Below are 23,143 nucleotides of genomic sequence, written 5' to 3'. Positions count from 1 at the left end.
TAACTTTTTTTATTTAACCTATTTTCTTATCCGCTCTAGTTGCTGGTTGAACTTGATTTTTCACTTTTAAAATGCTAATGCCATATCCGATAAATCCACCGATAATCGCTGGGAAGATCCAGCCTAATCCTACTTCCTGCATCGGAAGGAATTTAGTGAACACTTGGCTTACTACTTCAATGTTAACTCCAGCTGCACTTAATCCATCAAATAAGCTGATGATAAATGTTACGATTAAGCTTACTTGATAAACTTCAGCTCTTCCTTTAAATAATGAATGGAAGAATGTTAAGAAAATCAATACGATTGCTAGTGGATAAATTGCTGTTAATACTGGAACAGAAACTGCGATCAATTGTGTTAATCCTACGTTTGCAACAATTGCACTAAATACACATAGCGTAATTGCAATTGCTTTGTAAGGAACATTTGGGAATAACTTATGGAAGAATGAAGAACATGCTGATACAAGTCCCACACTAGTTGTTAAACAAGCTACTGTAATCATTAATCCTAATAATACTCCGCCATATGATCCGAAATAGTAGTTAGAAACTTTCGCTAATACTTCTCCGCCGTTCTCTAAATGTCCAAGCTTCGCAACACTTGAAGCACCCATATAAGAAAGAGCTGTATAAATAATTGCTAAAATAGATGCTGCAATTATTGTCGCTTTTGCACAAACGACCATAATTTGTGTTTTCGTTTTCGCACCTTTTTCTTTAATAGCATTGATAATGATAATCCCGAATACGAATGATGCGAGCGTATCCATCGTTAAGTATCCTTCTTGGAATCCTTTAAAGAATGCATGTGATGTATAAGCTTCCGCTGGTGCTTGCATATCTCCAATCGGATGTATAAAAGCAACGATTACTAAAATACCGATGAAAGTCAACTTAATTGGCGTTAAAATTTTTCCAACAATATCGACAATTTTCGCGGGATTTAGCGAAAAAAAACAAGTGATGCTAAAGAATATAATTGTGAAAAGAATTAAAGGTGTAGAACCTACTCCCTCTGGCATAAACGGCTTAAGACCAATTTCATAAGATACATTTCCTGTTCTCGGTATTGCAAATAACGGACCGATCGCTAAGTATAAAACTGTTGTAAACACAATCCCAAACACTGGGTGAGCGCGACTTGCTAATGACTGCAAATCATCTTTACCTGAAAAACCAAATGCTAGTACACCTAGTAATGGTAGTCCAACACCAGTTACTAAAAATCCAGCGTTAGCAATCCATACATTCTCTCCTGCTGATTGACCAAGCATCGCTGGGAAAATTAAATTTCCCGCTCCAAAAAATAGTGCAAATAACATTAATCCAATAACTACTATGAACGAAAACGGTACTTTATTCGCCATAATATAACCCCCATTCAAGTTTCCTTATCTCATTTTCCAATTTTAACTAATTGAATTTTCTGAATATTTAATTTAAGTATCAACTATTCTTGAACTCATTATAGTTTGCTATATAATATTTTGCAATACTATTTTCGAACTTTTCTTTTATTTTATAAATATACATTTTTTAACATGAAAAATAGACTAAAAAACCAACATAGTCATCCATGTTGGTTTTTCCATTTACTATCATGAATTAAAATTTTGCTGCTACTTTTTTAACGTTTTCTAGACCCTCTTCAACAATTTGTTGTGAACGATCTGGATATTGATTGTGTCCTTCAATTACAACTGTCTCTGGATTTGTAATTCCCCAGAATCCAAGTACAGTTGTTACGTAATTAACTGCCATTTCCATAGGAGCCATTTGTTCTGAAGAGTAATCTGAACCACGAGCACCTAACACAACTACTTTCTTACCACCAACTAAACCTTCTGGGCCATTTGCTGTATATTTAAACGTTTTTCCAGCTTGAGATAAGTATGAAATATATGTGATTAATGGTGCTGGTACTGTAAAGTTCCATAATGGGAATGCAAATACAACCTTATCAGCTTCTAAAAACTGATTTAAATATTGATCTACTGTAGCAACTGCCTTCTCCTCTTCAGCTGTTAACTCCATACCTTGGCTACGTTTATATCCACCTGAAATCGCAATATTTCCGTAATAAGGAAGATCTAATGCAAATAAATCTAATTCTGTAATTTCTGTATTTGGATTTGCTTCTTTATAAGTACTTACAAATGTTTCATACATTTTTGAACTAACTGCTTGCTCCGCTGGACGATCGTTTGCTTTTACAAATAATACTTTCGACATTTTTTTATTCCCCTCTACAGTCGTATTTTCTTCTTTTTTACCAAATAATGAGCTAAATAGTCCCATTTTCTTCACCTAATCTTTCTTTTCATATTCATTATTCATCATCATAAAAATTCTTATTCTAAGAAAAAGTTCCAATAGATACCTTAAGTTACACTATTGTACTTTTTGTTATTTAATTACCTTACGTAAGTGATTTTAATATAGTTACTAACTTTAGTAAAGTGACTTTTAATAAAAAATAAAATCTCAACTTAAAAACATTAAGTGAAATACAATTGAACACCAAATACATCTTTATTACTTGTATAATAAACTTAGAGAGGAAAATTCATAGATAGAAAGGATTTATTCATGAGCACTATAGAAAAGATTCAAACTTTTATTATTCTTTTTGCTGTTACATGCGGCATCGTACTCGGACAATTTAATATGATACATACGTATTCAGACAAGTTTATTGTTCCCTTCTTATTCTTCATGCTATATGGATTATTCCTCAGCATCCCATTAAAAGAAATAAAAAACGGATTTCGCAATTTAAAATTTGCTGGAACAAGTCTTACTATTAACTTCTTATGGACACCTTTACTCTCTTGGGGGTTAGGGGCACTATTTCTTTCCGATCATCCAGCACTTTGGGTTGGATTTATAATGTTAATGGTTACTCCATGTACAGATTGGTACTTAATCTTTACTGAAATAGCGAAAGGTAATGTAGCACTTTCTACTGCAATTTTACCTGTAAATTTAATTTTGCAAGTTCTACTCCTTCCCATTTATTTATTTTTATTTGCTGGTGTCATGAAAACTGTAGCGGTTTCTGTTTTAGTAGAAAGTATTGTTATCGTAATCGTCTTACCATTTATACTTGCACACGCTACAAAATTCATTATGGATAAAATAAAAAAAGCTGAAACTCTCGAGAATAAACTCATTCCGTTTTTTAGCTCTGCTCAAATTGTATTTTTAAGTTTAGCAATAGTAGCGATGTTTGCATCACAAGGTAAATATTTACTACAAAATATGAATGTTGTTTTATTATTACTCGTTCCTGTTCTATTGTTCTTCATCATTAATTTTTTACTAGGACAATTTATCGGGCGCATGATGCATTTATCTTACAAAGATACAGTAAGTCTAAGCTTAACAACGTTAGCAAGAAACTCACCTGTTGCACTAGCTATCGCTGTGACCGCTTTTCCAGATGAGCCTCTTATCGCACTTGCACTCGTTATTGGACCATTGATTGAGTTACCAGTACTAGCTTGTGTGTCACAAGTTTTGTTGCTTATTAAGAAAAAACGGCAATACGCATAATAAAAAACGTCCCATTTTGGGACGTTTTTTATTATGGAAAGATTACATACAACACTTATTTCTTATTTATCATTACAAATGAAATTACCGAAACTACAAACATAATACTACCAATTATAAATCGATGGGCTCTAAAAATTTTATATGTTATAGAGAATTAACTTTTCGTTACATTAACAGATCCTTTCTAATTAAAAATGATAGGAGACGTAAATATAACGAAAGCTGCCCAAAGTCCGTAGATTGGCAAATACTTCGTAATGGCATCTTGGATAGCTGTCGGTCCTGATTTGTTTTGCAAGAAACGCATATAGGAAAACATAATCCAAATTAGATTTGCCCAGATCAATATGTTTACACCTAAAACAGCTAGTCTATTAGGTGTAATCCCGTAAGATGAAAGTCTAAATACGATGGCTGACAATGCAACAGTGTCAATAATAAGTGCCAGAACAATTAAGGAAAAATTTATATAATCTGAAATGTTCTTTTTCTCGTCCGAGTCACTTTCAACGATAGAAAATATGGTAACAGCCAATACACCAAGGAGTATTCCGTTGAAAGCCATTAGGAAATTGCGATCCAAGAACGGATTTTTCCCGACCCAAATTACCGTTATAAGATAGATAAGCAACGTGATCAGGACGAGAGGACTAAAAATTTTAGATATGTATGGTGTAATATTTTTAGCAAGCTTAAGATTCATTGATACTAAGTATGCAGCCACAATAGCGAGAGCCGCTGCTCCAAATAAAACAACATTACTAAAATAGAATTCTCCTATATCTAAGTCAACAAAGCTAAATAAACGCATGGTGAATATTGCTAGTATCATTCCGCTCACTGCCATGCTCCCGTAGAGAAGACAATATTCTAAATTAAATTTAATATAGGCTAATCTTGTACCGCCTTTTGAATATTCATTTCCTGTAAACGCAAGCCCTACTAAGACCCATAAAAATATAGGAAGATGTAAATACGCAAGTATGGTACTGTCTTTATAATTTATTGGCAACGTATTAAGATACACCCCGGAAACTAGGAATAACGCTATAAGGGAATAAATAATACTTTTTTTCGGCTTATTATTGTAAACAAAATAAGCAGCAATAAAGGGAATTACACCAAAAGCCAAATTAATTGGAGCAATTGCTTCCTGCTCAACAAAGTGGAAAATGATTCTAGTGCTTATGCCGGCCAGAATAGCTAAAAGGCCCATGAATAAGAAACCTTTTTGAAACAAAGATGTTTTTTCTTTATTTACCTTCTCCTTGAAATGCAACCTTTCATACCAAGCACCTAGAATTTGAGAATCAGGGTTTTGGTCCCATGCTTGTGAGAATGCTTTTTTAAAAGCTTTCGGATCTTTTCTATACATCTTCTCCAACTCATGGGGGTTATCCATATGTTTAACAATCAAATTGTTAATGTTCATAGTTATACCTCCTCTAATTTTAAAAATAAGGTTGTTACCTTTTAACAAAAGCACCTCACTCATTTATTATGATTTTGATTTTAATACAAAATTTATCGTTTTACAATAAAAAATTATTATTTAAGGGATTTTTTTTATCGTTAAATTTTATATAAAAGAAAAAACAAAAGAGCATGACAGTTTTATGTCATGCTCTTTTAACAAATTAATTCTCAAATACAAAATTAATCTTATTATCTTTCCACTCTAATTTCGCATCAAACGTTTTCTCGCCCTTTTTAAAGCCTTTAATTAAATCAGTCTTTTCACCTTTTAAGAGCTTTGTCATATTCTTTTGCGAAATTGTTTTACTTAATATCTTCTTTGAAATGGTGAAATCACATTGCGTTGTATTATAGTTAGAACAACCGTAAAACGTTGACTTATCAATTACATCGCCATCACATTTTTTACAGCTACCAACCTTTTTACCCGTTGTAAATTTCGATCCTTTTCGTTCAATCGATTCAACATGTAGTCCCGTGAAATCCCACTTCTCAGACATTTCCACTGCGTCTTCAATAATTTTAGCTGATAGCTTTTTCGTCTGTTCCATAAATGTAGCTGGTGAAGCTGTACCTTCACCAATTTCCGCAAGACGTTGTTCCCATTTCGCAGTCATTTCCGGTGAAGCTAGTATTTTGTCACCAATTGCGGTAATTAATACTTTTCCTTTATCAGTCGCATACACTTGGTTTTTCTTTACATCTATATATTTACGGTCTTTCAGCATCGTAATAATACCCGCGCGGGTCGCTTCCGTACCTAAACCTTCTGTTTTCTTCAATACCTTCTCTAGCTCTTCATTCTCTAAATACTTACCGGCTGTTTTCATTAACGTAATAAGTTGTCCTTCTGTATAACGCTTCGGTGGCTGTGTTTTTCCTTCTTTCACTTTCACCTTTACAACTTTTCCTTCTTCACCTTCAGCTACAATTGGAAGAATGGTTTCGTCATCTTTATCGTCTTGGAAAATAACTTTACGCCAACCTTCTTGAATTTGCTGTTTTCCTTTTGAAATGAATTCAGCGCGTTCATCTACAAGCGTAATGATTGTAGTATAGTCAAAGATTGCAACTTCATAATGAGCTGCAATAAGCCTTCTTACGATCATATCGTATATTTTCTTTTCATCACCTGATAGTCTGCTTGGGTTTGTAACTTGCTCTGTCGGAATAATCGCGTAGTGATCTGTTACTTTCTTTTCATTTACATAACGCTTATTGTTCATAATGGATTCAACCGGAGCCGGTAATAAACCCTTATATTCATCAAACTGACTTAACTTCTGTAAAATATCAGGGAAAGTCGCTGCTTCACCTTCTGTAACATAGTTAGAATCTGAACGTGGATAAGAAACAATCCCTTTTTGATAGAGTGCTTGCGTTATATCAAGCGTCTTTTTCGGTGAAAACTTAAAGGCTTTATTTGCCGTTGCTTGCAGTGATGATAAGTTGAATAAAAGCGGCGGCTGAAACTCTTTACGCTCCGTTTTCATTTCCTTCACAACAGCCGGTTTCCCTTGGCAAAATGCCGCAATTTTATTCGCCATATCAGGGTCTTTTAAGCGGGATTCATTATCCTTCTCCCATTTCCCGTCATATTTCTTTCCTTCTATATTAAAGGTTGCAAACACTTCCCAGAAAGGCTCTGACTTAAAGTTTTCAATTTCTTTCTCACGCTTTACAATCAATGCTAACGTTGGTGTTTGGACACGACCAGCAGAAAATACATCATTCATTCCTTTTTTCTTTAGCAAAATACTAAACACACGTGATGCATTCATACCAACAACCCAGTCAGCACAAGATCTTGTGTATGCTTCGTAATACGTATTAATTGTATCTGATTCGTCAAGTAAATTTTTAAACCCTTGATAAATAGCTTGCTTCGTTAAAGACGAAATCCATAGACGCTTCATCGGCTTTTGCACGTTACAAAGATTAATAATATTTCGTACGATTAGTTCCCCTTCACGCCCAGCATCGCCTGCGTGAATAATTTCTGTTACCTGTGGATTATGTAACAGCTGTTTCACAACGTTAAATTGCTTATACTTTGACTTTGTTACTTCAAATTGAAAACGCTCTGGAATCATCGGTAATGTATTAAGTGACCATTTTTTCCACTCTGCGTGATAATGCTCTGGATTACATAACTGCGTCAAATGACCAATTGCCCATGTACAGTACGCTCCATTTGGAAATAACTCATTCGCTTCTACTTCTAAATACCCATCTTTCCGGCGATATTTAAATTGTGAAACAAGAGCCAAACCTTGATCTGGTTTCTCGGCAATAATTAATTTCATTTTATAACTCCCTATCTGTATTCCAGTGTTACTTTCATTGTCTATATGTTTAGAAGCGATGATAAAACAACAATCTTATTTATCATTCGCGGTTTGTCTCGCAAATGTGAGACCTATAATATTATACGCTTATTCTTTATGGCTTCACAATAGAAACTCATAATATAACAATTTCTTTCACATTCTTACAATTAAAAAAGACGCCCTAAAAAATCAAGCGTTCCTTTGCCTACATCTATGAAATTGTGCAGATAATATGCAGATATAAATTATCATAAGTACACATATGATGAAATGAACGATAGGACAAGGAGGTATCATAATGTTTGCTTATACGTTAACTGCCCTAACACTTTGCTGTATCTCAATTCTTATTGCATCCAATATTTCTAAACGTAAGGGTACCCTAATGGAGTATATGGTATTTATTATGTCTTTTAGTATGAGTATCGGTTTAAGTATTGGTTTTTATTTAGGCATTCTCTTTAAGGGGGAATTACTATATTCTACTTTACTTGCTATTTTAATTAGTGGTTTTATCGGTTTTTTAGTGGGTCTACGTTTTCACCTATATACTGCTTTAGAAGGAATGTTCTCTGGATTAATGGCAAGTATGATGGGAGCAATGATTACAGAAATGTTAAATGCTCAACAAGCTCATAGTATACTGTTCATTAGTCTCTTACTTACTATAACGATTACTATGTCATGTATAATTCAATTGTTATCAGAGAACTTGTCTACTTTTATCCAACGGCGTTTTTTGTTATTCCTTTCAATTAGTGTAATAATTATCGTTGCCGTATTCGTGACATTTCCAGATCATACTCCCTCACCTTCACCTGGGCATAATCAACATATACATTAGTACTTGCAACAAAAATGAATAAGCAGCTATCCAGAGGATAACTGCTTCCTATTATTCTGGCTTATTAGGAATGTTTTGATTTGGAACATAGCCAGATTTATAATCTGTATAATTCACTTCCGTTACCATCCCTGCTGAAGCATGATGTAGGTCGTGACAGTGGAACATCCACTCACCAGGATTGTCTGCTACAAAGGCTACTTCATATTCTTCTCCTGGCTTCAAATTCAATGTGTCTTTAACAATCGGAGAACCTTCTATCGGTTTTCCATCTTTACTCAACACCTGGAAGAAATGACCATGCAAATGCATTGGGTGATCATCCATTTTAGAACGATTTACCAACTTCACTTTTACTAAATCACCCTTTTTCACTTGAATTGGGTCAATATCCGGAAATACCTTTCCGTTAATTGTATATACCATTTCATTTCCATTCATTTGCGTATTTAAGTCCATATTATATGTGGCAGTATACTCTTGATTTAACGTGAAACTTCCTAATTTTTTAGTACCATATTTCATTATATCTACTTTCGGTAATTTTTCTTTTTCGTCTGCTTTATCTTTCATCTCTTTGCTGCCATCATATTCAATAATAGCTTTCATTCCTTTTGCATCTTTATTTTTCGAATGGTCTTCAACATACCATTTCCCAGTATTATTAGCAGTAAATTCAATATCATAACGTTCACCCGGTGCGATTGAAATTACTTTATCCTTTATAACTTTTGGATCGTTTATTGGTTGACCATCTGTCGCAATTACTTTTATATCATGACCGTGAACATGTATATCATGTGATAGATAACCAGCATTAACGAGTCGAAGACGAACTTTATCTCCCTTATTCACTTTCAATGGCACTACTAAATCACCGCTTTTTCCATTGATTGTGAATAAATCATACATACTCATATCATGACCTTCCATCTTCATATTTCCATGGTCCATTGTCATATTGCCAGAATCTTTTTGATCACTGTCCATGTCCATACCGGAATGATCCATGCCGTTCTTATCATCATTCTTTTCCCCATTTTCATTACCTTTAGATTTATTACCTATTTGCCCTTTTGTCATTTCTTTTAACTGCTTATTCATTTCTTCTTTATCTGTAACCCATTCATCCAACATTAATGTGTAATCTTTATCATATTTTTCCTTTGTATCTTCTACAATGAGCGCTCCATACAAACCTCTATCTAATTGATTTACAGAATCTTGATGCGAGTGATACCAGTACGTTCCTGGTACGTTCGCTTCAAATTCGTAAGTGAAACTTTTTCCTGGTTCAACTGCATCTTGTGTCACGCCTGGAATTCCATCCATGTTATTTGGGACAGGATATCCATGCCAATGAATAGATACTGGTGCAGATAATTCATTTTTTAATGTCACTTTCACCTTTTCACCTTTTTTCACCCGAATTTCTGGACCAGGAGATGAGCCATTAAATGTCCAGACTGGAACAATAACACCGTTACTTAACTTTTGCTTTTCTTCTTTCGCTATTAAAGTAACTTCTGGTCCTTTTTCAACTTTCAATGGTTTTGTAGCTGTTTCAGTCTGTAGTGTTTTTTTATCTTTCATATTTTTATGATCATTTGTTGTATTTGTGGCCAAAGAACATGCAGCAATTAAAAATATTACAGAGACCGTAACAGCTGTTAATACAAATCGCTTCATGGAAAATCCCTCCTTCTTATTTTTCAAAATCATTATAGAAGTTGATTTTCAAGAAAATAAGGAGATGTAATTAGATTTTACGTAACTTAATTGGAAAATTACTAAAAGCGGAGACTTTACAGGAAGCGAATATTTTAGAAAGACAAAATACTTTCCTTGTAACGACTATATTAGCCGTTCTCGTATTTGTTTTGACGTTATTTCTTATGAAACAATAACACTACTATTATTAAATTAAGAAAAATGTAGCTAAAATGCTCTTCACAAAAGAACTTACATTTTTGTATAATAAGAACTAATGTTCTTCACAGACAATGGACTCAAATTACACAAATATATCAAATAGAAGAGGATTGATATACGATGAAAATTGATAGACCAAAAATTTCACCAGAGTTATCTTCAAAGAATTTTCAAGATATTTTTTATGAAGAAGATCCAACATTGGAAGTGTGTGAAATTATAGACTCCACTTTCGAAAATGAATCTGTAGATAGAGTGCGGTTATATGATGCGGTGATAAAAAACTGTAAGTTTACTAATACAGACTTTAGCAATATTGATATTACAGATGTTTGTTTTGAAAACTGTGATTTATCAAATGTTAATTTAAGCAATTCTTCTGTTCACAGAGTCGAATTTAAAAACAGTAAATTAATCGGAGTAAATTTCACAGAATCTAGCTTAGGAAATGTTAAATTTGAGAATTCAATTTTGAATTTAGCGGCATTTGGAAATTCTAAACTAGAAAAAATCATCTTCAATGAAACTTCATTAAATAATGCAGATTTTTTTGACTGTAAACTTAAAAAAGTTGAATTCCAATTATGTAGTCTTAATGAAGCTAATTTTGATCAGACATCACTGAAGGGGATAGATATTAGTTCCTCTACCTTTGATACACTTACAGTTTCAGTGAACGATTTAAGAGGATGTAAAGTATCGACATATCAAGCTGTTCAGTTTGCTACTTTATTAGGATTAATAATTAAAGATTAGTATTTCGAAGAAAAGAACCCTATCCCGAATCATGGATTTTTTAATTGTCCACGATTCGAGATAAAGTTCAAATAAATTAGTGATGACTCTTTTATTATTTAACTACAGCTTGGTTTCCTTTTACATGTTCATTATTTACACTCATAAATTCTTCAATTTCTTCAACTTCCCTAATGATATCTTTTGACAAGTTTTCATACCCGTCTTTCGTTATAAGAATGTCATCTTCAATACGAATTCCAATTGATTCTCCTTCAATATAAAGACCAGGTTCAATTGTTATAACCATACCTTCTTCTAACACTCTATCTTTATATGTTCCTACATCATGTGTATCTAAACCAAGGAAATGGCTGACACCATGATAATAGTATTTTGATAACTCTTCATCTTCTTGAATTAAACCAATTGCTTTACACTCTTCTGCCAGTACCTTTTTTGTATGCTCATTTAATGCAGCGAACTTTAATCCTGGCTTAATAATCTCTGTTGTTTCTTTTAATGCTTTTAATACAATATTATAAATTTGTTTTTGGCGACTAGAGAATGTTCCATTTGCCGGGAATGTATAACTAATATCAGCGTTATAGTAGTCTTTTTGAGCACCTAAATCTAGTAATACTAAGTCACCATTTTGAATTTGTGCATCATTATCTTCATAATGAAGAACTGTAGCATTTTTCCCACTCGCCAAAATTGTATTGAACGCATGGTACTTAATGCCAGATGACTTCAGTGTAAAATCAAATTGTGCTTCTAATTCATACTCCATCATGCCTGCTTTTGCATGCTTAAGTACGTTGTAAATACCGTCTTTCGTTATAGCAATCGCTTCTTTAATAATTTCAATTTCTTCCTCTGTTTTAAATACTCGTAATTCACAAATGTTCGGATATACATTACCAATTGTTACGTGTGGGTATTTTTCTCTTACATGTTTAGCAAATGCTAATGTTTTTGTCTCCGTACCATTCCAATCACGACGTTCTATATCTAAATATAGATGCTTCGCATTTTCTGTAAAAAGTATATTTGACATTGTCTTTTCAAAGCTATCTAAATATACAACTTTCTTTATACCTGAAATTTTCTCTGCTTCTTCGTTAGAAACTGTTTTACCGACCCATTTTTCCATTACTGGATCTGACTTTTCAATGAAAAGTGTTTCTTCAACACTACTTCCAACCTTTTTCAGCATAAAAATAACATTTGGTTCATGGATTCCCGTTAAGTAGTAAAAATTACGATTCGGTACAAATTTATAATGTGCATCAGCTGACATATGCGGTGCTTGTCCCGCAAATAAAATCGTAATAGATCCCTCTGGTAATGTGTTTGCTAATCGTTCTCTATTTTGAGCAAAAAATGTTGATTTCATAATAATCCTCCTAGTGTTCTATGTATGCTTGTGAAACTAATCATCAATACAATTCATTCTATTATTGTTATAATTTTTCGTCAATTTTTAACTTAATTTTAGATAGTATTGACACAAACAACTAAACAAGTTACAATAACTATAAATTAGTAAGCGGCTAATTTATTTTAAAATAAGAGGTGAACAAAATGCAAAACATTTTATTCCGTATTAATGAATTATCAAAAAAAGAAAGAACATCTGGATTAACAGTTGATGAAAAACAAGAACAACAAATGTTGCGCCAAAACTATACAGAAACATTTCGTGGAAGCCTAGATTCCATTTTATTAAATACAAAAATTGTTGATCCTAATGGTCTTAACGTTACACCAGTTGCATTACAAGATGCTCAAATACGTTTAAAATTAAGCAAATGAGTTCCGCGCTAAAGAATTTCAATAAAACATAAACAGAGCTGGATTTCCTATATAGAAATTCCAGCTCTGTTTATTGTCTTTTCTAATTTAGTAAACGAGCGATACATCGCAATTCTCCACGACACAATCATCGCAAATGCAAGTAAGAAAAACATTACGCTTAACTCTGCCAAATCAATTGATTGGCTTAAATATGACTTTAATGCCACGCGTACAGCTAATAAGCCTACTAAAATGAATATGAATGCTTTTGAAGGTTTCATAAATATATGTTCGCCTTTTATTTCGAACTTAGTTGTTTTAATAAGAAAAATAGAGAAAATAAGCCCTATACTAATTGCCTCGACTATTTCTAACGATGTTAATCGAAAGTCAGGTAAAAAGTACATCATCGCGCCTGTACTCATAAAAATTGTTGGCAATATAATTTTCTTTTTCGTTACCGGCTTTTTCGCTGCTTTAAAACGTAGAAACATTACCCAACAGCCATACAAACTGCTACGATACTTGATAAAAGTGCTATCATACTTTCCACTCCTATCTATTTAAATGACTTTTTTAGCAGAATCATAAACCAATAAGTAACTACATGCCATATTATAGAATTTCTTCATTATATTCCTCCTGCTGTAAACTTTCCATATTCACTGCAATCATTTTACGCAAAGTTTATGAACGGAATATGAACAAAAAAGCCATTCTGCAATTAATAATTGCAGAATGGCTTTTTAACTTATTTTAAATCGTCAATTGTGAAAGCACCTGGAAGTAATTGCTCAACAGTCACTTCTTTTTCATCACCTTTTACATTCGTTAATAATACAGGCATTTTCGGATCACAGAATTCAGCAATTACTTGTCTACACGCACCACATGGTGAAATCGGGCCATCAGTTTCTCCTGTAATAACTAAGTAACTAAAATCGCGCTCACCTTCTGATACTGCTTTAAATATTGCTGTTCTTTCTGCACAGTTACATAAACCGTAAGAAGCATTTTCTATATTACAACCAGTATAGATTTTCCCTTCTTTCGTAACTAACGCTGCGCCAACAGGAAATTTAGAATACGGAATATACGCTTTCGATAACATCTTGTTTGCTTCTTCAATATATTTTTTCTTATCCATATTATTTCCCCCTCAAAGTAAATGAAATGATGATTAGTCAGTAATAACTGTATGAACTAATTTAGGAGCCACTGCTGTTTCAGCGATAGAGATGTTCTCATAAATTTTTGCTTTTACATCTTCTACATTTTCACGATTTGCGTAGATTGTTACGAATGGCTCGCCTTCTTTTACTGCATCGCCAACTTTTTTACGTAACATTAATCCTACTGCTAAATCGATTTCATCTTCCTTCGTTGCACGACCTGCACCAAGTAACATAGCTGCAATACCAATCTCATCTGCAACAATGTTAGAAATAACACCTGAAGTTTTTGCAGGTACATCAATTACATACTTAGCTTGTGGCATTTTTTCTGGATTGTCTACAATTGAGCTATCTCCGCCTTGATTGCTTAAGAACTCTTTAAATTTCGCAGTTGCTTTTCCGTTTTTCATCACTTCAATTAGCATTTCACGAGCTTCTTCTAACGTATTTGCTTTTTTCGCAAGTACGACCATTTGACTTCCTAATACAAGTACTAATTCTGTTAAATCTTCTGGACCTTCACCTTTTAACGTATCAATCGCTTCTTTCACTTCTAGAGCATTACCAATCGCAAATCCAAGAGGTTGTGACATATCTGAAATAACTGCCATTGTTTGACGTCCTACATTATTTCCGATACGTACCATTGCATGTGCTAATTCTTTTGCATCTTCTTCTGTTTTCATAAATGCACCAGCACCTGTTTTTACATCAAGTACGATTGCATCAGCACCAGCTGCAATTTTTTTACTCATAATTGAACTTGCGATTAAAGGAATTGAGTTAACAGTTCCTGTTACGTCACGTAATGCATAAATCTTTTTATCTGCAGGTGTTAAGTTTCCTGTTTGTCCAATAACAGCTACTTTGTCACGGTTTACAATATCGATGAATTGTTCTTTCGTAATTTCAACGTGGAATCCTTCTACTGCTTCTAATTTATCAATTGTTCCGCCAGTATGTCCTAAACCACGACCAGACATTTTTGCTACTGGTACATCTAAAGCAGCAACTAATGGTCCTAATACTAAAGTTGTTGTATCACCAACACCGCCAGTTGAATGTTTGTCTACTTTAATTCCTTCAATTGCTGATAAGTCGATCGTTTCTCCAGACTCAACCATCGCCATCGTTAAATCTGCACGTTCGCGATCTGTCATATCTTTAAAGAAGATTGCCATTGCAAGCGCACTCACTTGATAATCAGGAATACTTCCGTCTGTATATCCATTAATAAAGAATTTGATTTCTTCAGTCGTTAATTCTTTGCCGTCACGCTTTTTTGCAATAATATCTACCATTCTCATCACAATCACCATTCCTTTTTATATTATATAAATCTATTAAAATAATAAGCCAACGATTGTTGCTGATAAGAAACTTACTAACGTTGCACCGAATAGTAATTTCAAACCAAATCTTGCGACTACATTCCCTTGCTTTTCATTTAAGCTCTTAACTGCTCCTGCAATAATCCCAATTGAAGAGAAGTTTGCAAATGAAACTAAGAATACAGAGATAATCGCTGTCGTTCTATCTGAGAAATTAAAGTTTCCTTGTGCTAAATCTGTCATAGCGACAAATTCATTTGATACTAATTTTGTTGCCATAATATTTCCGGCATTAACTGCTTCATGCCAAGGTACACCCATAATAAATGCAAATGGTGCAAATACATAACCAAGAATTTCTTGGAATGAAATACCGATTACACCTTTAAATACTGCATTAATGAATGCGATAAGAGCTACGAAACCAATTAACATAGCTGCTACTGTAATCGCAACTTTAAATCCATCAATAATGTATTCACCTAATACTTCAAAGAAGGTCTTCTTCTCTTCTTCTTGTACTTCTAACATATCTTCTTCCTCAGTAACCTCATACGGGTTAATGATAGAAGCAATGATGAAGCCACCGAATAAGTTAAGTACTAAAGCGGTTACAACATATTGTGGTTTTAATAAAACCATATATGATCCAACGATAGACATAGAAACGGTAGACATTGCTGATGCACATAATGTATACATTCTTTTTTCTGGCAATAACCCTAGTTGTTTCTTAACTGAAATAAACACTTCAGATTGTCCTAAAATCGCAGAAGCAACAGCGTTATATGATTCTAGTTTCCCCATTCCATTTACTTTACTTAATGCTAGACCGATAGATTTCACAATAATAGGTAATACTTTAATATGTTGCAAAATACCGATTAAGGCTGATATAAATACGATTGGCATTAATACACTTAAAAAGAACGAAAACTCTTTTTGATTTACTAATCCACCAAATACGAAATTCACACCGTCAGCGGCATATTTTAATAGCTCTCCAAAACCATCTGCTATTCCGCTAATTAATATATTCCCTATACTTGTATTTAATAATAGAAACCCCAAAATGAATTGTAATATAACCATCGTTATGATTGGACGATATTTGACTTTCTTTCTATCATTACTAGCAAGCCAAGCGATACCTAAAATCAATACGAGGCCAAAAACACCGATTAAGTATTTCATAAGCCGTTTCCTCCCATTCGTATCCGCTTACATTTTTTTCAATTGTTAAAGCAATAGATATACTTTAAACGTATATCTATTGCTTTAACCTTTTATCGATTAGTAGTTATCTGTAGCACCTTTTGCATCATTTAATACGATTGCAACACTAGCACTTGCTCCAACGCGAGAAGCTCCAGCAGCTACCATTTTGTCTGCATCTTCACGTGTACGAACACCGCCAGATGCTTTTACACCAACGTTTGGTCCTACTGTTTTACGCATTAATGCGATATCTTCAGCAGTTGCTCCGCCAGTTGAGAATCCAGTTGAAGTTTTTACGAAATCAGCACCAGCTTTTACTGATAATTCACAAGCGCGTACTTTTTCTTCATCTGTTAATAGGCAAGTTTCAATGATTACTTTTACAAGAGCTTTTCCTTTTGCTGCTTGTACTACTTCATAAATATCTTTTTCAACAAGTTCGTTGTCGCCATCTTTTAAAGCACCTACGTTGATTACCATATCAACTTCAGTTGCACCTTTTGCGATAGCATCTTTTGTTTCAAATGCTTTTGTTTCAGTCGTGCTTGCTCCTAATGGGAAACCGATTACAGTACAAACGTCTACATCATGTCCAGCTAGTTCATCAGCCGCTAATTTTACCCATGTTGGGTTAATACAAACAGAAGCGAATTTATATTCCTTTGCTTCTTCGATTACTTTCATAACATCTTCTTTAGTAGTATTAGCTTTTAAAATTGTATGGTCAATTAACTTTGCAATGTTCATTATCTTCACTCCTCATATCTTTTAACAACTTCATTCTAACTCTTAGTTGAACAAATGTAAATATACTTTTGAAATTTTGTTCATTCTTTTTTAAAAGGAATTTTCTTGTAGTAAGTAAAGCTCATTCTAACTAAGAAACACTTCTCATTTAAAATCAAAACTTTTATATTAACAATGGTAGTATGTATCTCTATATCCAGAATTATTTTTAAAGAGGCAATTTGTGTTCAAAAAAACACCTATCATTCATACATAACAAAATAAAAGGCATTCTCAAAATTAACATTTTGAGAACGCCTTTTATTTCTAATCTTTTTGATAATGCAACAATTCTTTTGCTGTATGCTGATCGATAATTAATACATTTGCATACCCGCCACGTAACGCACCATCAATTGCTTTTATTTTTCTATTACCACCTGCAACTAAAATAGAGCGTTTCTTTAATTTCAGTTCCTCTAACTCAATTCCAATGGTACGCTTATTGATTTCTTCGCTACTAATATTTCCGTCTCCATCAAAGAAACGTGAACAAATGTCACCGACCGATTGTTTTTTGAGTAAACTTGTTTCCTCCTTATCGAAATAACCTAATCGGAATAATAGCGCTTCGTCTCGCACTGTTCCTACAGTAAAAATTGCAATATTCGCTTGCTTCCCCATTTCGATAATGTGATGAATATGTCGATCCTGCTCTACTAATTCTTTTGTCACTGCATTATCAAATATAACTGGAAGAGGTAGATTTCTTGGCGTCGTTTGAAAAGCATCTGCAAATAAAGCTATTGTTTCATTCGCATATGTATTTACACTTGAATGACTAATACCACCTTTTAGCTGGACAACCTCTACCCCTTTTACATGTTGCGGTACGATTTTTCTAGCGATTTCATACATAGTCATTCCCCAGCTCACACCAACAATATCACCGTTTTTAACCGTCTTTTCCATATACTCAGCAGCATATTTACTAATATACTCTGTAATCGTTGCATATTCCGGCACTGGAGAAAATACAACATGTGCCTCTAACAAGTTGTACTTTTCTTTCAGTAAATTCCCAACGTTATCTAAATCCGCAAATGGATCAGCGATGCTAATTTGAACAAACCCTTTTTCTTTCGCGTACTTTAACAATCTAGAAATCGTCGGTCTTGAAATATTTAATTTGTTAGCAATTTCTTGCTGACTATAATCTGATTGATAATATAATCTTGCAACTTCAACGCTTAATTGTTGTTTATCTTTTTCCATAGTAACTCATTACAAATCCCTTCCTGTATTTCCCTTTCGTTACAAGCATTATACAGCTTTATGCAAAAAAATTCGACTACCGAATTTTTTCTAACTGAACTTCTACTACACTTAATATATATAATGAAAACTTATTGTGTAGATTTACAAACTCAATATAGATACGCTTGAAACATGTAAATCGATTAACATTTAATTCACATTTTTTCTGCAGTAACAATAACAAAGCCGTTCAAGTTGTATATGAGGCTTAGGATATCAAAGACTATTTTTTCTCCTATCTATGGCATTTTCGCCCGTTTTTCTATAAGGGATTAAACTGATGAAGCAATAATTCGATTATCTAGAATACAAATGCTCTACAGAACAAAGAATATGGATTATGTATCCATGGAGATACAATCCCAATCTTCATTTTTATAATTGATTAGCCAAAACAAGCCTCTTCGTCTTTCAATAACAATACTTTCATGCATACCTGCAGTTGCTTCTCTCGCATTAATTCTATCATGTACACAAGCCCAATGAAGCCGATAAATAAGGTCGGCCTCGTCCAAAATTTCTTCTGCATTTCGCAATTTTGTTTTTTGATAAAATTCATTAAAAGAACTACAATCAGAAACAAGTTTAATTGCATAATGACAGTCACAGATTTCTCTTGGGAATTTCAGTGTATTCACGAGGCCTATTGACCAAAGCAAAACCCATTGGGCTTCATACTGCCATGCAATCTGTATCGCTTCTTTCTCATCAGGTTCCTCTGAATTTAGAAAATTCCTTTCCTGCATCGTTAATGATTCAACCACATCAAATTGATTCAGCAGCTCCATGACGAACTCTTTGGAAGTTTTCAAATCTCCTTCTTGGACAACATCACAAGCATATTGTATGACAATCAACAAAGCTACTGCTCTCTTCGTAATCTCTTCTCGGCTTCTTAACTGAATACTTGTCAAAGGAGGCAATTGAGGCAATCCTTCTATATATGGAATCTCTTTATCTTGCAGATAGCTTATCGATTTCTGTTTTCTTTTCTCCCCATCGGTAGAAGTACTATTCTGTCCCCTTATTTTGTTCGTACATGCTTGAGGAGTAAATTCTGAAGGACCAGAGGATCCATCCGGAAATACAATTACTTTTCCATCCTTCCCGATGAGAGTTCGATCAGGGATAAAACCAATACCGTTCACCTCATTAAGTAATTTAAGAAACAGCTCCACGTATTCATCACTATAATCCTTCTTCGTCTCTATAGCGATTATGGTATTAATTACAGAAATCTGTGCCAAAACCATCTTCTTAAGATGTTCTTCTTGAAATTCGATTTGATCGTACATGTGCATCATTCCAGGAATATTATTGAAAAAATAATCAGGAGATGATTCTTCAGAATCCACCCGAATAATAATTTTATTTTTGCCAAATAGTCTTTTCGATTGAATCGTATATTCATTTTTATTGCGTTCAACCTTAAACCCATTTTGAAAAACTTGAGTAATGAAACCTTCTATATCACTTGTATCATTCCTTGATGCAAATATCGTAAAAAATTTCAATTTTCCCCCTCCTCTAATTCTTATATTCTTCTTAGCTATAAACTTAGAAAAACAAAATAACATAAGTTTTTTAACATATGATACATAATTAGTATATTAAAACAGCTTTTTCATTATGGCTTGCTCTTCAACTAAAGTTCGTATTAGTGAAATAATCCAAACAACGTGTAAAAAGCTCCCTTTGCTAAAGTCTATTCAAATACCCCTTATAAACAGAAGTTACTATTTATAAGGGGTATTTACTCAATTTAATTTTATAAAAAGTGGATGAAAACAATGCAAGTTCCCACTTATTTAGAATAAGTGAAAAGATGATGTTTTATTTGTTCAATAAAATAATGATGGTGTATATTATCGTTAGATACTCGACTTGCCATAATAGCCCCCTCCATTGAAGATGCAAGAAAGGAAGCAAGTGATATAACCTCTATATCTTCTTTAAGTTCTTGTTTCTCTATTCCTTCTTTTATGAGAGAAGCCATTAACATTACTGTATCATCATAACCTTTTGCTGCTGCTTTTTGTAATTCTGGAAATACTCCAGTACTTTCAATTGCGCTATTAAGTAATGGACAGCCTCCAGCAATAGGAGGATTATTAGCTGCATCTTGATATACAAGGAAAATTGCAAGGATTTTATCGATTGCTGTCTTTTTATTTTCCATTGCTTTATGAAAATGACTCCACATAATCTCACCACTTTTGTCGTAGGCAGCAAGGACAATTTCTTCTTTACTTTTGAATCTACGATAAATAGATCCTTTAGGTAGTTCAGTAGCTGTCATTATATCCTGGATGGATGTGCGAGTTATCCCATTAGTATTAAATAAATATAAAGATGTTTCAATAATTTTTTCTTTAACCTTATCAACTTTAGTCATGCTTTGTAATCCTCCTAATGAAAACGATCCTAATATTCTAGGTAATGTTTACCCTCTATTTTCTTAATTTTTTTGTAAGTATAAATAAGTTTGGAACAGAAATATCTTATCAATCCCTATCTTATGGAAACCTCAAACAATACAGTTTGAAAAGAAGTTAATCAAATTGTATTACCTATATAACTTAAGTGAATTTTCTGTCAAAACAATATGACCAATTGTTTAATTCAGTCATATTATACAACTAATTTTATCTAAAATCGTAGAGGTGTAAAAATATATAGTAAATTTTAACGTATAGACATATGATAATTATATATAATTTTTATTAATATGTTTAGCTAAAGTGTTTGAACTACTCCCACTTTCACTTCGTATATTAGGATATCTCCCGCAGTCCTTGCAGTTAAAAGCCTTATCACTTCATTCTATAAAAAGCTAATTGTCTAAAATTAATGAGTACTGAAATTTGCTTGTAAATAAGCAACTGAGGTATAAATATATTTGTTGTTTACCATTTTTATTTTATTAATAATTTATAAAAGGGGTTTAAAAAACTAGAAACTTATAGTATCATTAGTTTCCGAACCGAACGGTCCGGTTCGGTATTTATATAAATATATTTTAGAAGGAGAACCTAATGTAGCAAGAAAAACCAAAGATTCTAAGTAATTTAATTATGGAGGTAATAAAGTGAACTTTATAAAAACGAATACAAAAGAACTTATTATGCTAATAATCTTTACACTGTTTGTACCATTTCAAATTGGCTTGTACATATTATTTGGCATATCACTTTTAGCTAATGTCAATTTAATTGAATCAGAATTTGTTCTTAGTGCCATCGGTTTTACTGTACCTGCTATTGTAGGAATCATTTGCTTTAGGAAAGAAATTATTGAAAGTTTTACTTATTTTAAAGAGAAGACAATTTTGAAAATAGTAAGTATTCCTATGGTAGTTTTATTTACGTTAATTGTGGAACAGTGTGTTATGTATTTTCTAGCAACTGGTCAACCAGAGAACCAAGAGCAGCTCCTTGAAACGGGTGCAGAGGTACCTCTTGTATTTACATTGCTTGTATTTGGTATTCTGGGTCCAATACTTGAAGAAATTGTGTTTCGCCACATATTAATAAATCGTTTTTCTTACCATATTGGTACCGCTATTGCATCTATCATTTCGATTATGATTTTTACACTTCTTCATACGAACCAACTTTCGGATATTGCTATTTATTTACCTGGATCGTTGATACTTACTGCGGCTTATCTTATTTCTAAAAGATCCATTGCATATGTTATAGCGATACATATGTTAAACAATTGCCTTGGTTTCATTCTGTAAGAAACTAGACTTGTTTCTGGTGCCAAAAATACTTTTTCTATGATATAAGAAAGCTAATCAAAAATTATAAGATATTAGGAGAGTGTCAGTCATGATTGTAACAACAACTTCTGGAATTCAAGGTAAAGAGATTATTGAGTATATTGATATTGTAAATGGTGAAGCTATTATGGGTGCAAATATTGTCCGCGATGTATTCGCTTCCGTTCGTGATGTTGTCGGTGGCCGTGTTGGTGCTTATGAAAGTAAGCTAAAAGACGCTCGTGATATTGCAATGGGCGAAATGAAAGAACTTGCAAAAGAAAAAGGTGCGAACGCTATCGTTGGTATTGACGTAGATTACGAAGTTGTTCGTGATGGAATGTTAATGGTTGCTGTCAGTGGTACAGCTGTACGTATATAAGTAAATAAAAAAACGGTTCCTCTTGGAATTTATACTTTGAGGGGAAATCCTGATTCTGTTGCAGATTTTAAAGAATAACAAGAGATGTTGATAAATCATTTTACGTCGAAAAACACAGTTTGAGTGTAAACTGTGTTTTTTTATATAGAGGCCCCATCCCATCACTATCAAGCTAAAATTTTTTAGTGCCTCCAGAACAAAATTTTGTATTAACTTGTAACAAAAAGTTCATTTTTATTTTGTTGATGATTCAGAATCTTTAGGTTGATAGGTATGTGGCGGTACCCCACATCCATCAACTTAAGGATTTAGACTATTTTTGAAGTTAAAAGCACGTTACTATTTTCTTATGTTAATGAGAAAGGGTGACGTGTTTTTTATGAATATGAATCAAAAACAAGAATTATCTTTATTCGCTGAAGAGTTATATCGATATATGTCTCCCGCTACACTTAATCAATTAGCCATAGAAGCAGGCGGAATGAAACGAAAACGTAAGTGCCACGGGCACCATTTCTTATCTTTGTGTGTATGGCTAAATCAACAAGTCG

At 33.3% G+C, this 23,143-nt stretch carries 19 protein-coding genes and 2 pseudogenes; 7 read left to right on the top strand and 14 right to left on the bottom strand.

The features are described from left to right. Positions 1 to 13 precede the first annotated feature (13 nt). A complete protein-coding gene (gene brnQ / locus BAQ53_RS08960) occupies positions 14 to 1,372 on the bottom strand; it encodes a branched-chain amino acid transport system II carrier protein (protein ID WP_046945394.1) in 1,359 nt (452 codons plus the stop codon). Positions 1,373 to 1,610: 238 nt separating this feature from the next. After that, a complete protein-coding gene (locus tag BAQ53_RS08955; RefSeq protein ID WP_000522529.1) occupies positions 1,611 to 2,303 on the bottom strand; it encodes an FMN-dependent NADH-azoreductase in 693 nt (230 codons plus the stop codon). A gap of 291 nt (positions 2,304 to 2,594) precedes the next feature. On the opposite strand from BAQ53_RS08955, the gene BAQ53_RS08950 reads away from it, so the two are divergent. Further along, a complete protein-coding gene (locus BAQ53_RS08950; protein ID WP_000103819.1) occupies positions 2,595 to 3,560 on the top strand; it encodes an arsenic resistance protein in 966 nt (321 codons plus the stop codon). A 187-nt stretch (positions 3,561 to 3,747) separates the two neighbouring features. Here BAQ53_RS08950 and BAQ53_RS08945 read toward each other — a convergent pair whose 3' ends face one another. Together BAQ53_RS08945 and topB are read right to left on the bottom strand one after the other, a co-directional pair. Beyond that, entirely contained in the window at positions 3,748 to 4,995 is a 1,248-nt protein-coding gene (locus tag BAQ53_RS08945; protein ID WP_208906740.1) for a DUF4153 domain-containing protein, read from the bottom strand. Positions 4,996 to 5,200: 205 nt separating this feature from the next. Continuing rightward, on the bottom strand, positions 5,201 to 7,345 hold the full coding sequence (gene topB, locus BAQ53_RS08940; RefSeq protein WP_208906739.1) for a DNA topoisomerase III: 2,145 nt from the start codon (positions 7,343 to 7,345) through the stop codon (positions 5,201 to 5,203). 322 nt (positions 7,346 to 7,667) lie between these two features. Between topB and BAQ53_RS08935 the strand changes: the two genes are divergently transcribed. Then, the gene (locus BAQ53_RS08935) at positions 7,668 to 8,213 is read left to right on the top strand and encodes a hypothetical protein (protein WP_000458516.1); all 546 of its coding nucleotides are present in this window, start codon (positions 7,668 to 7,670) and stop codon (positions 8,211 to 8,213) included. A gap of 51 nt (positions 8,214 to 8,264) precedes the next feature. Here the strand turns inward: BAQ53_RS08935 and BAQ53_RS08930 are convergent, their stop codons facing one another. After that, positions 8,265 to 9,902 (bottom strand): multicopper oxidase family protein, encoded by a 1,638-nt coding sequence (locus BAQ53_RS08930; RefSeq protein WP_202822531.1) that lies wholly within the window; start codon positions 9,900 to 9,902, stop codon positions 8,265 to 8,267. Positions 9,903 to 10,265: 363 nt separating this feature from the next. Between BAQ53_RS08930 and BAQ53_RS08925 the strand changes: the two genes are divergently transcribed. Next, complete coding sequence (locus BAQ53_RS08925; protein WP_000687272.1) at positions 10,266 to 10,901, top strand: pentapeptide repeat-containing protein; 636 nt, start codon at positions 10,266 to 10,268, stop codon at positions 10,899 to 10,901. Between the two features lie 94 nt (positions 10,902 to 10,995). Here the strand turns inward: BAQ53_RS08925 and BAQ53_RS08920 are convergent, their stop codons facing one another. Next, positions 10,996 to 12,279, bottom strand: coding sequence for an aminopeptidase P family protein (locus tag BAQ53_RS08920; protein WP_202822530.1), 1,284 nt, complete (start codon positions 12,277 to 12,279; stop codon positions 10,996 to 10,998). Positions 12,280 to 12,467: 188 nt separating this feature from the next. Between BAQ53_RS08920 and BAQ53_RS08915 the strand changes: the two genes are divergently transcribed. Beyond that, positions 12,468 to 12,698 (top strand): DUF896 domain-containing protein, encoded by a 231-nt coding sequence (locus BAQ53_RS08915; protein ID WP_001179616.1) that lies wholly within the window; start codon positions 12,468 to 12,470, stop codon positions 12,696 to 12,698. A gap of 47 nt (positions 12,699 to 12,745) precedes the next feature. Here the strand turns inward: BAQ53_RS08915 and BAQ53_RS08910 are convergent. The 8 genes and pseudogenes from BAQ53_RS08910 to BAQ53_RS08875 all read right to left on the bottom strand — a co-directional run bounded on the left by BAQ53_RS08910 (position 12,746) and on the right by BAQ53_RS08875 (position 20,842). Next, positions 12,746 to 13,224 (bottom strand): annotated as a pseudogene (locus BAQ53_RS08910) (CcdC family protein). 207 nt (positions 13,225 to 13,431) lie between these two features. Then, positions 13,432 to 13,827 carry a cytidine deaminase gene (locus BAQ53_RS08905; protein ID WP_000358533.1) on the bottom strand — a complete coding sequence of 132 codons (396 nt, stop codon included), beginning with the start codon at positions 13,825 to 13,827 and terminating at the stop codon, positions 13,432 to 13,434. A gap of 33 nt (positions 13,828 to 13,860) precedes the next feature. After that, the gene (locus BAQ53_RS08900; protein ID WP_002093946.1) at positions 13,861 to 15,162 is read right to left on the bottom strand and encodes a pyrimidine-nucleoside phosphorylase; all 1,302 of its coding nucleotides are present in this window, start codon (positions 15,160 to 15,162) and stop codon (positions 13,861 to 13,863) included. Positions 15,163 to 15,198: 36 nt separating this feature from the next. Beyond that, positions 15,199 to 16,380, bottom strand: coding sequence for a NupC/NupG family nucleoside CNT transporter (locus BAQ53_RS08895; protein WP_000876175.1), 1,182 nt, complete (start codon positions 16,378 to 16,380; stop codon positions 15,199 to 15,201). 99 nt (positions 16,381 to 16,479) lie between these two features. Beyond that, on the bottom strand, positions 16,480 to 17,151 hold the full coding sequence (deoC, locus tag BAQ53_RS08890) for a deoxyribose-phosphate aldolase (RefSeq protein ID WP_001017441.1): 672 nt from the start codon (positions 17,149 to 17,151) through the stop codon (positions 16,480 to 16,482). A gap of 306 nt (positions 17,152 to 17,457) precedes the next feature. After that, complete coding sequence (locus BAQ53_RS08885; RefSeq protein ID WP_000409784.1) at positions 17,458 to 18,405, bottom strand: DNA-binding transcriptional repressor DeoR; 948 nt, start codon at positions 18,403 to 18,405, stop codon at positions 17,458 to 17,460. Between the two features lie 380 nt (positions 18,406 to 18,785). Next, entirely contained in the window at positions 18,786 to 19,961 is a 1,176-nt protein-coding gene (locus BAQ53_RS08880) for a DUF4272 domain-containing protein (protein WP_208906738.1), read from the bottom strand. A 290-nt stretch (positions 19,962 to 20,251) separates the two neighbouring features. Further along, positions 20,252 to 20,842, bottom strand: coding sequence for a TetR/AcrR family transcriptional regulator (locus tag BAQ53_RS08875; RefSeq protein WP_000169651.1), 591 nt, complete (start codon positions 20,840 to 20,842; stop codon positions 20,252 to 20,254). Positions 20,843 to 21,535: 693 nt separating this feature from the next. Between BAQ53_RS08875 and BAQ53_RS08870 the strand changes: the two genes are divergently transcribed. From BAQ53_RS08870 to BAQ53_RS08860, 3 genes and pseudogenes are all read left to right on the top strand, one after another. Next, on the top strand, positions 21,536 to 22,189 hold the full coding sequence (locus BAQ53_RS08870; RefSeq protein WP_202822528.1) for a CPBP family intramembrane glutamic endopeptidase: 654 nt from the start codon (positions 21,536 to 21,538) through the stop codon (positions 22,187 to 22,189). Positions 22,190 to 22,280: 91 nt separating this feature from the next. Then, on the top strand, positions 22,281 to 22,592 hold the full coding sequence (locus tag BAQ53_RS08865; RefSeq protein ID WP_000637518.1) for a heavy metal-binding domain-containing protein: 312 nt from the start codon (positions 22,281 to 22,283) through the stop codon (positions 22,590 to 22,592). Between the two features lie 379 nt (positions 22,593 to 22,971). After that, a pseudogene (locus BAQ53_RS08860) lies at positions 22,972 to 23,143 on the top strand (IS4 family transposase); the annotation flags it as partial.

This window comes from Bacillus sp. B25(2016b), from assembly GCF_001679765.1.
Classification (GTDB): domain Bacteria; phylum Bacillota; class Bacilli; order Bacillales; family Bacillaceae_G; genus Bacillus_A; species Bacillus_A thuringiensis_K.
Note: the sequence above shows the minus strand (reverse complement) of the source record. Positions and strands in the feature narration are given on the sequence as shown.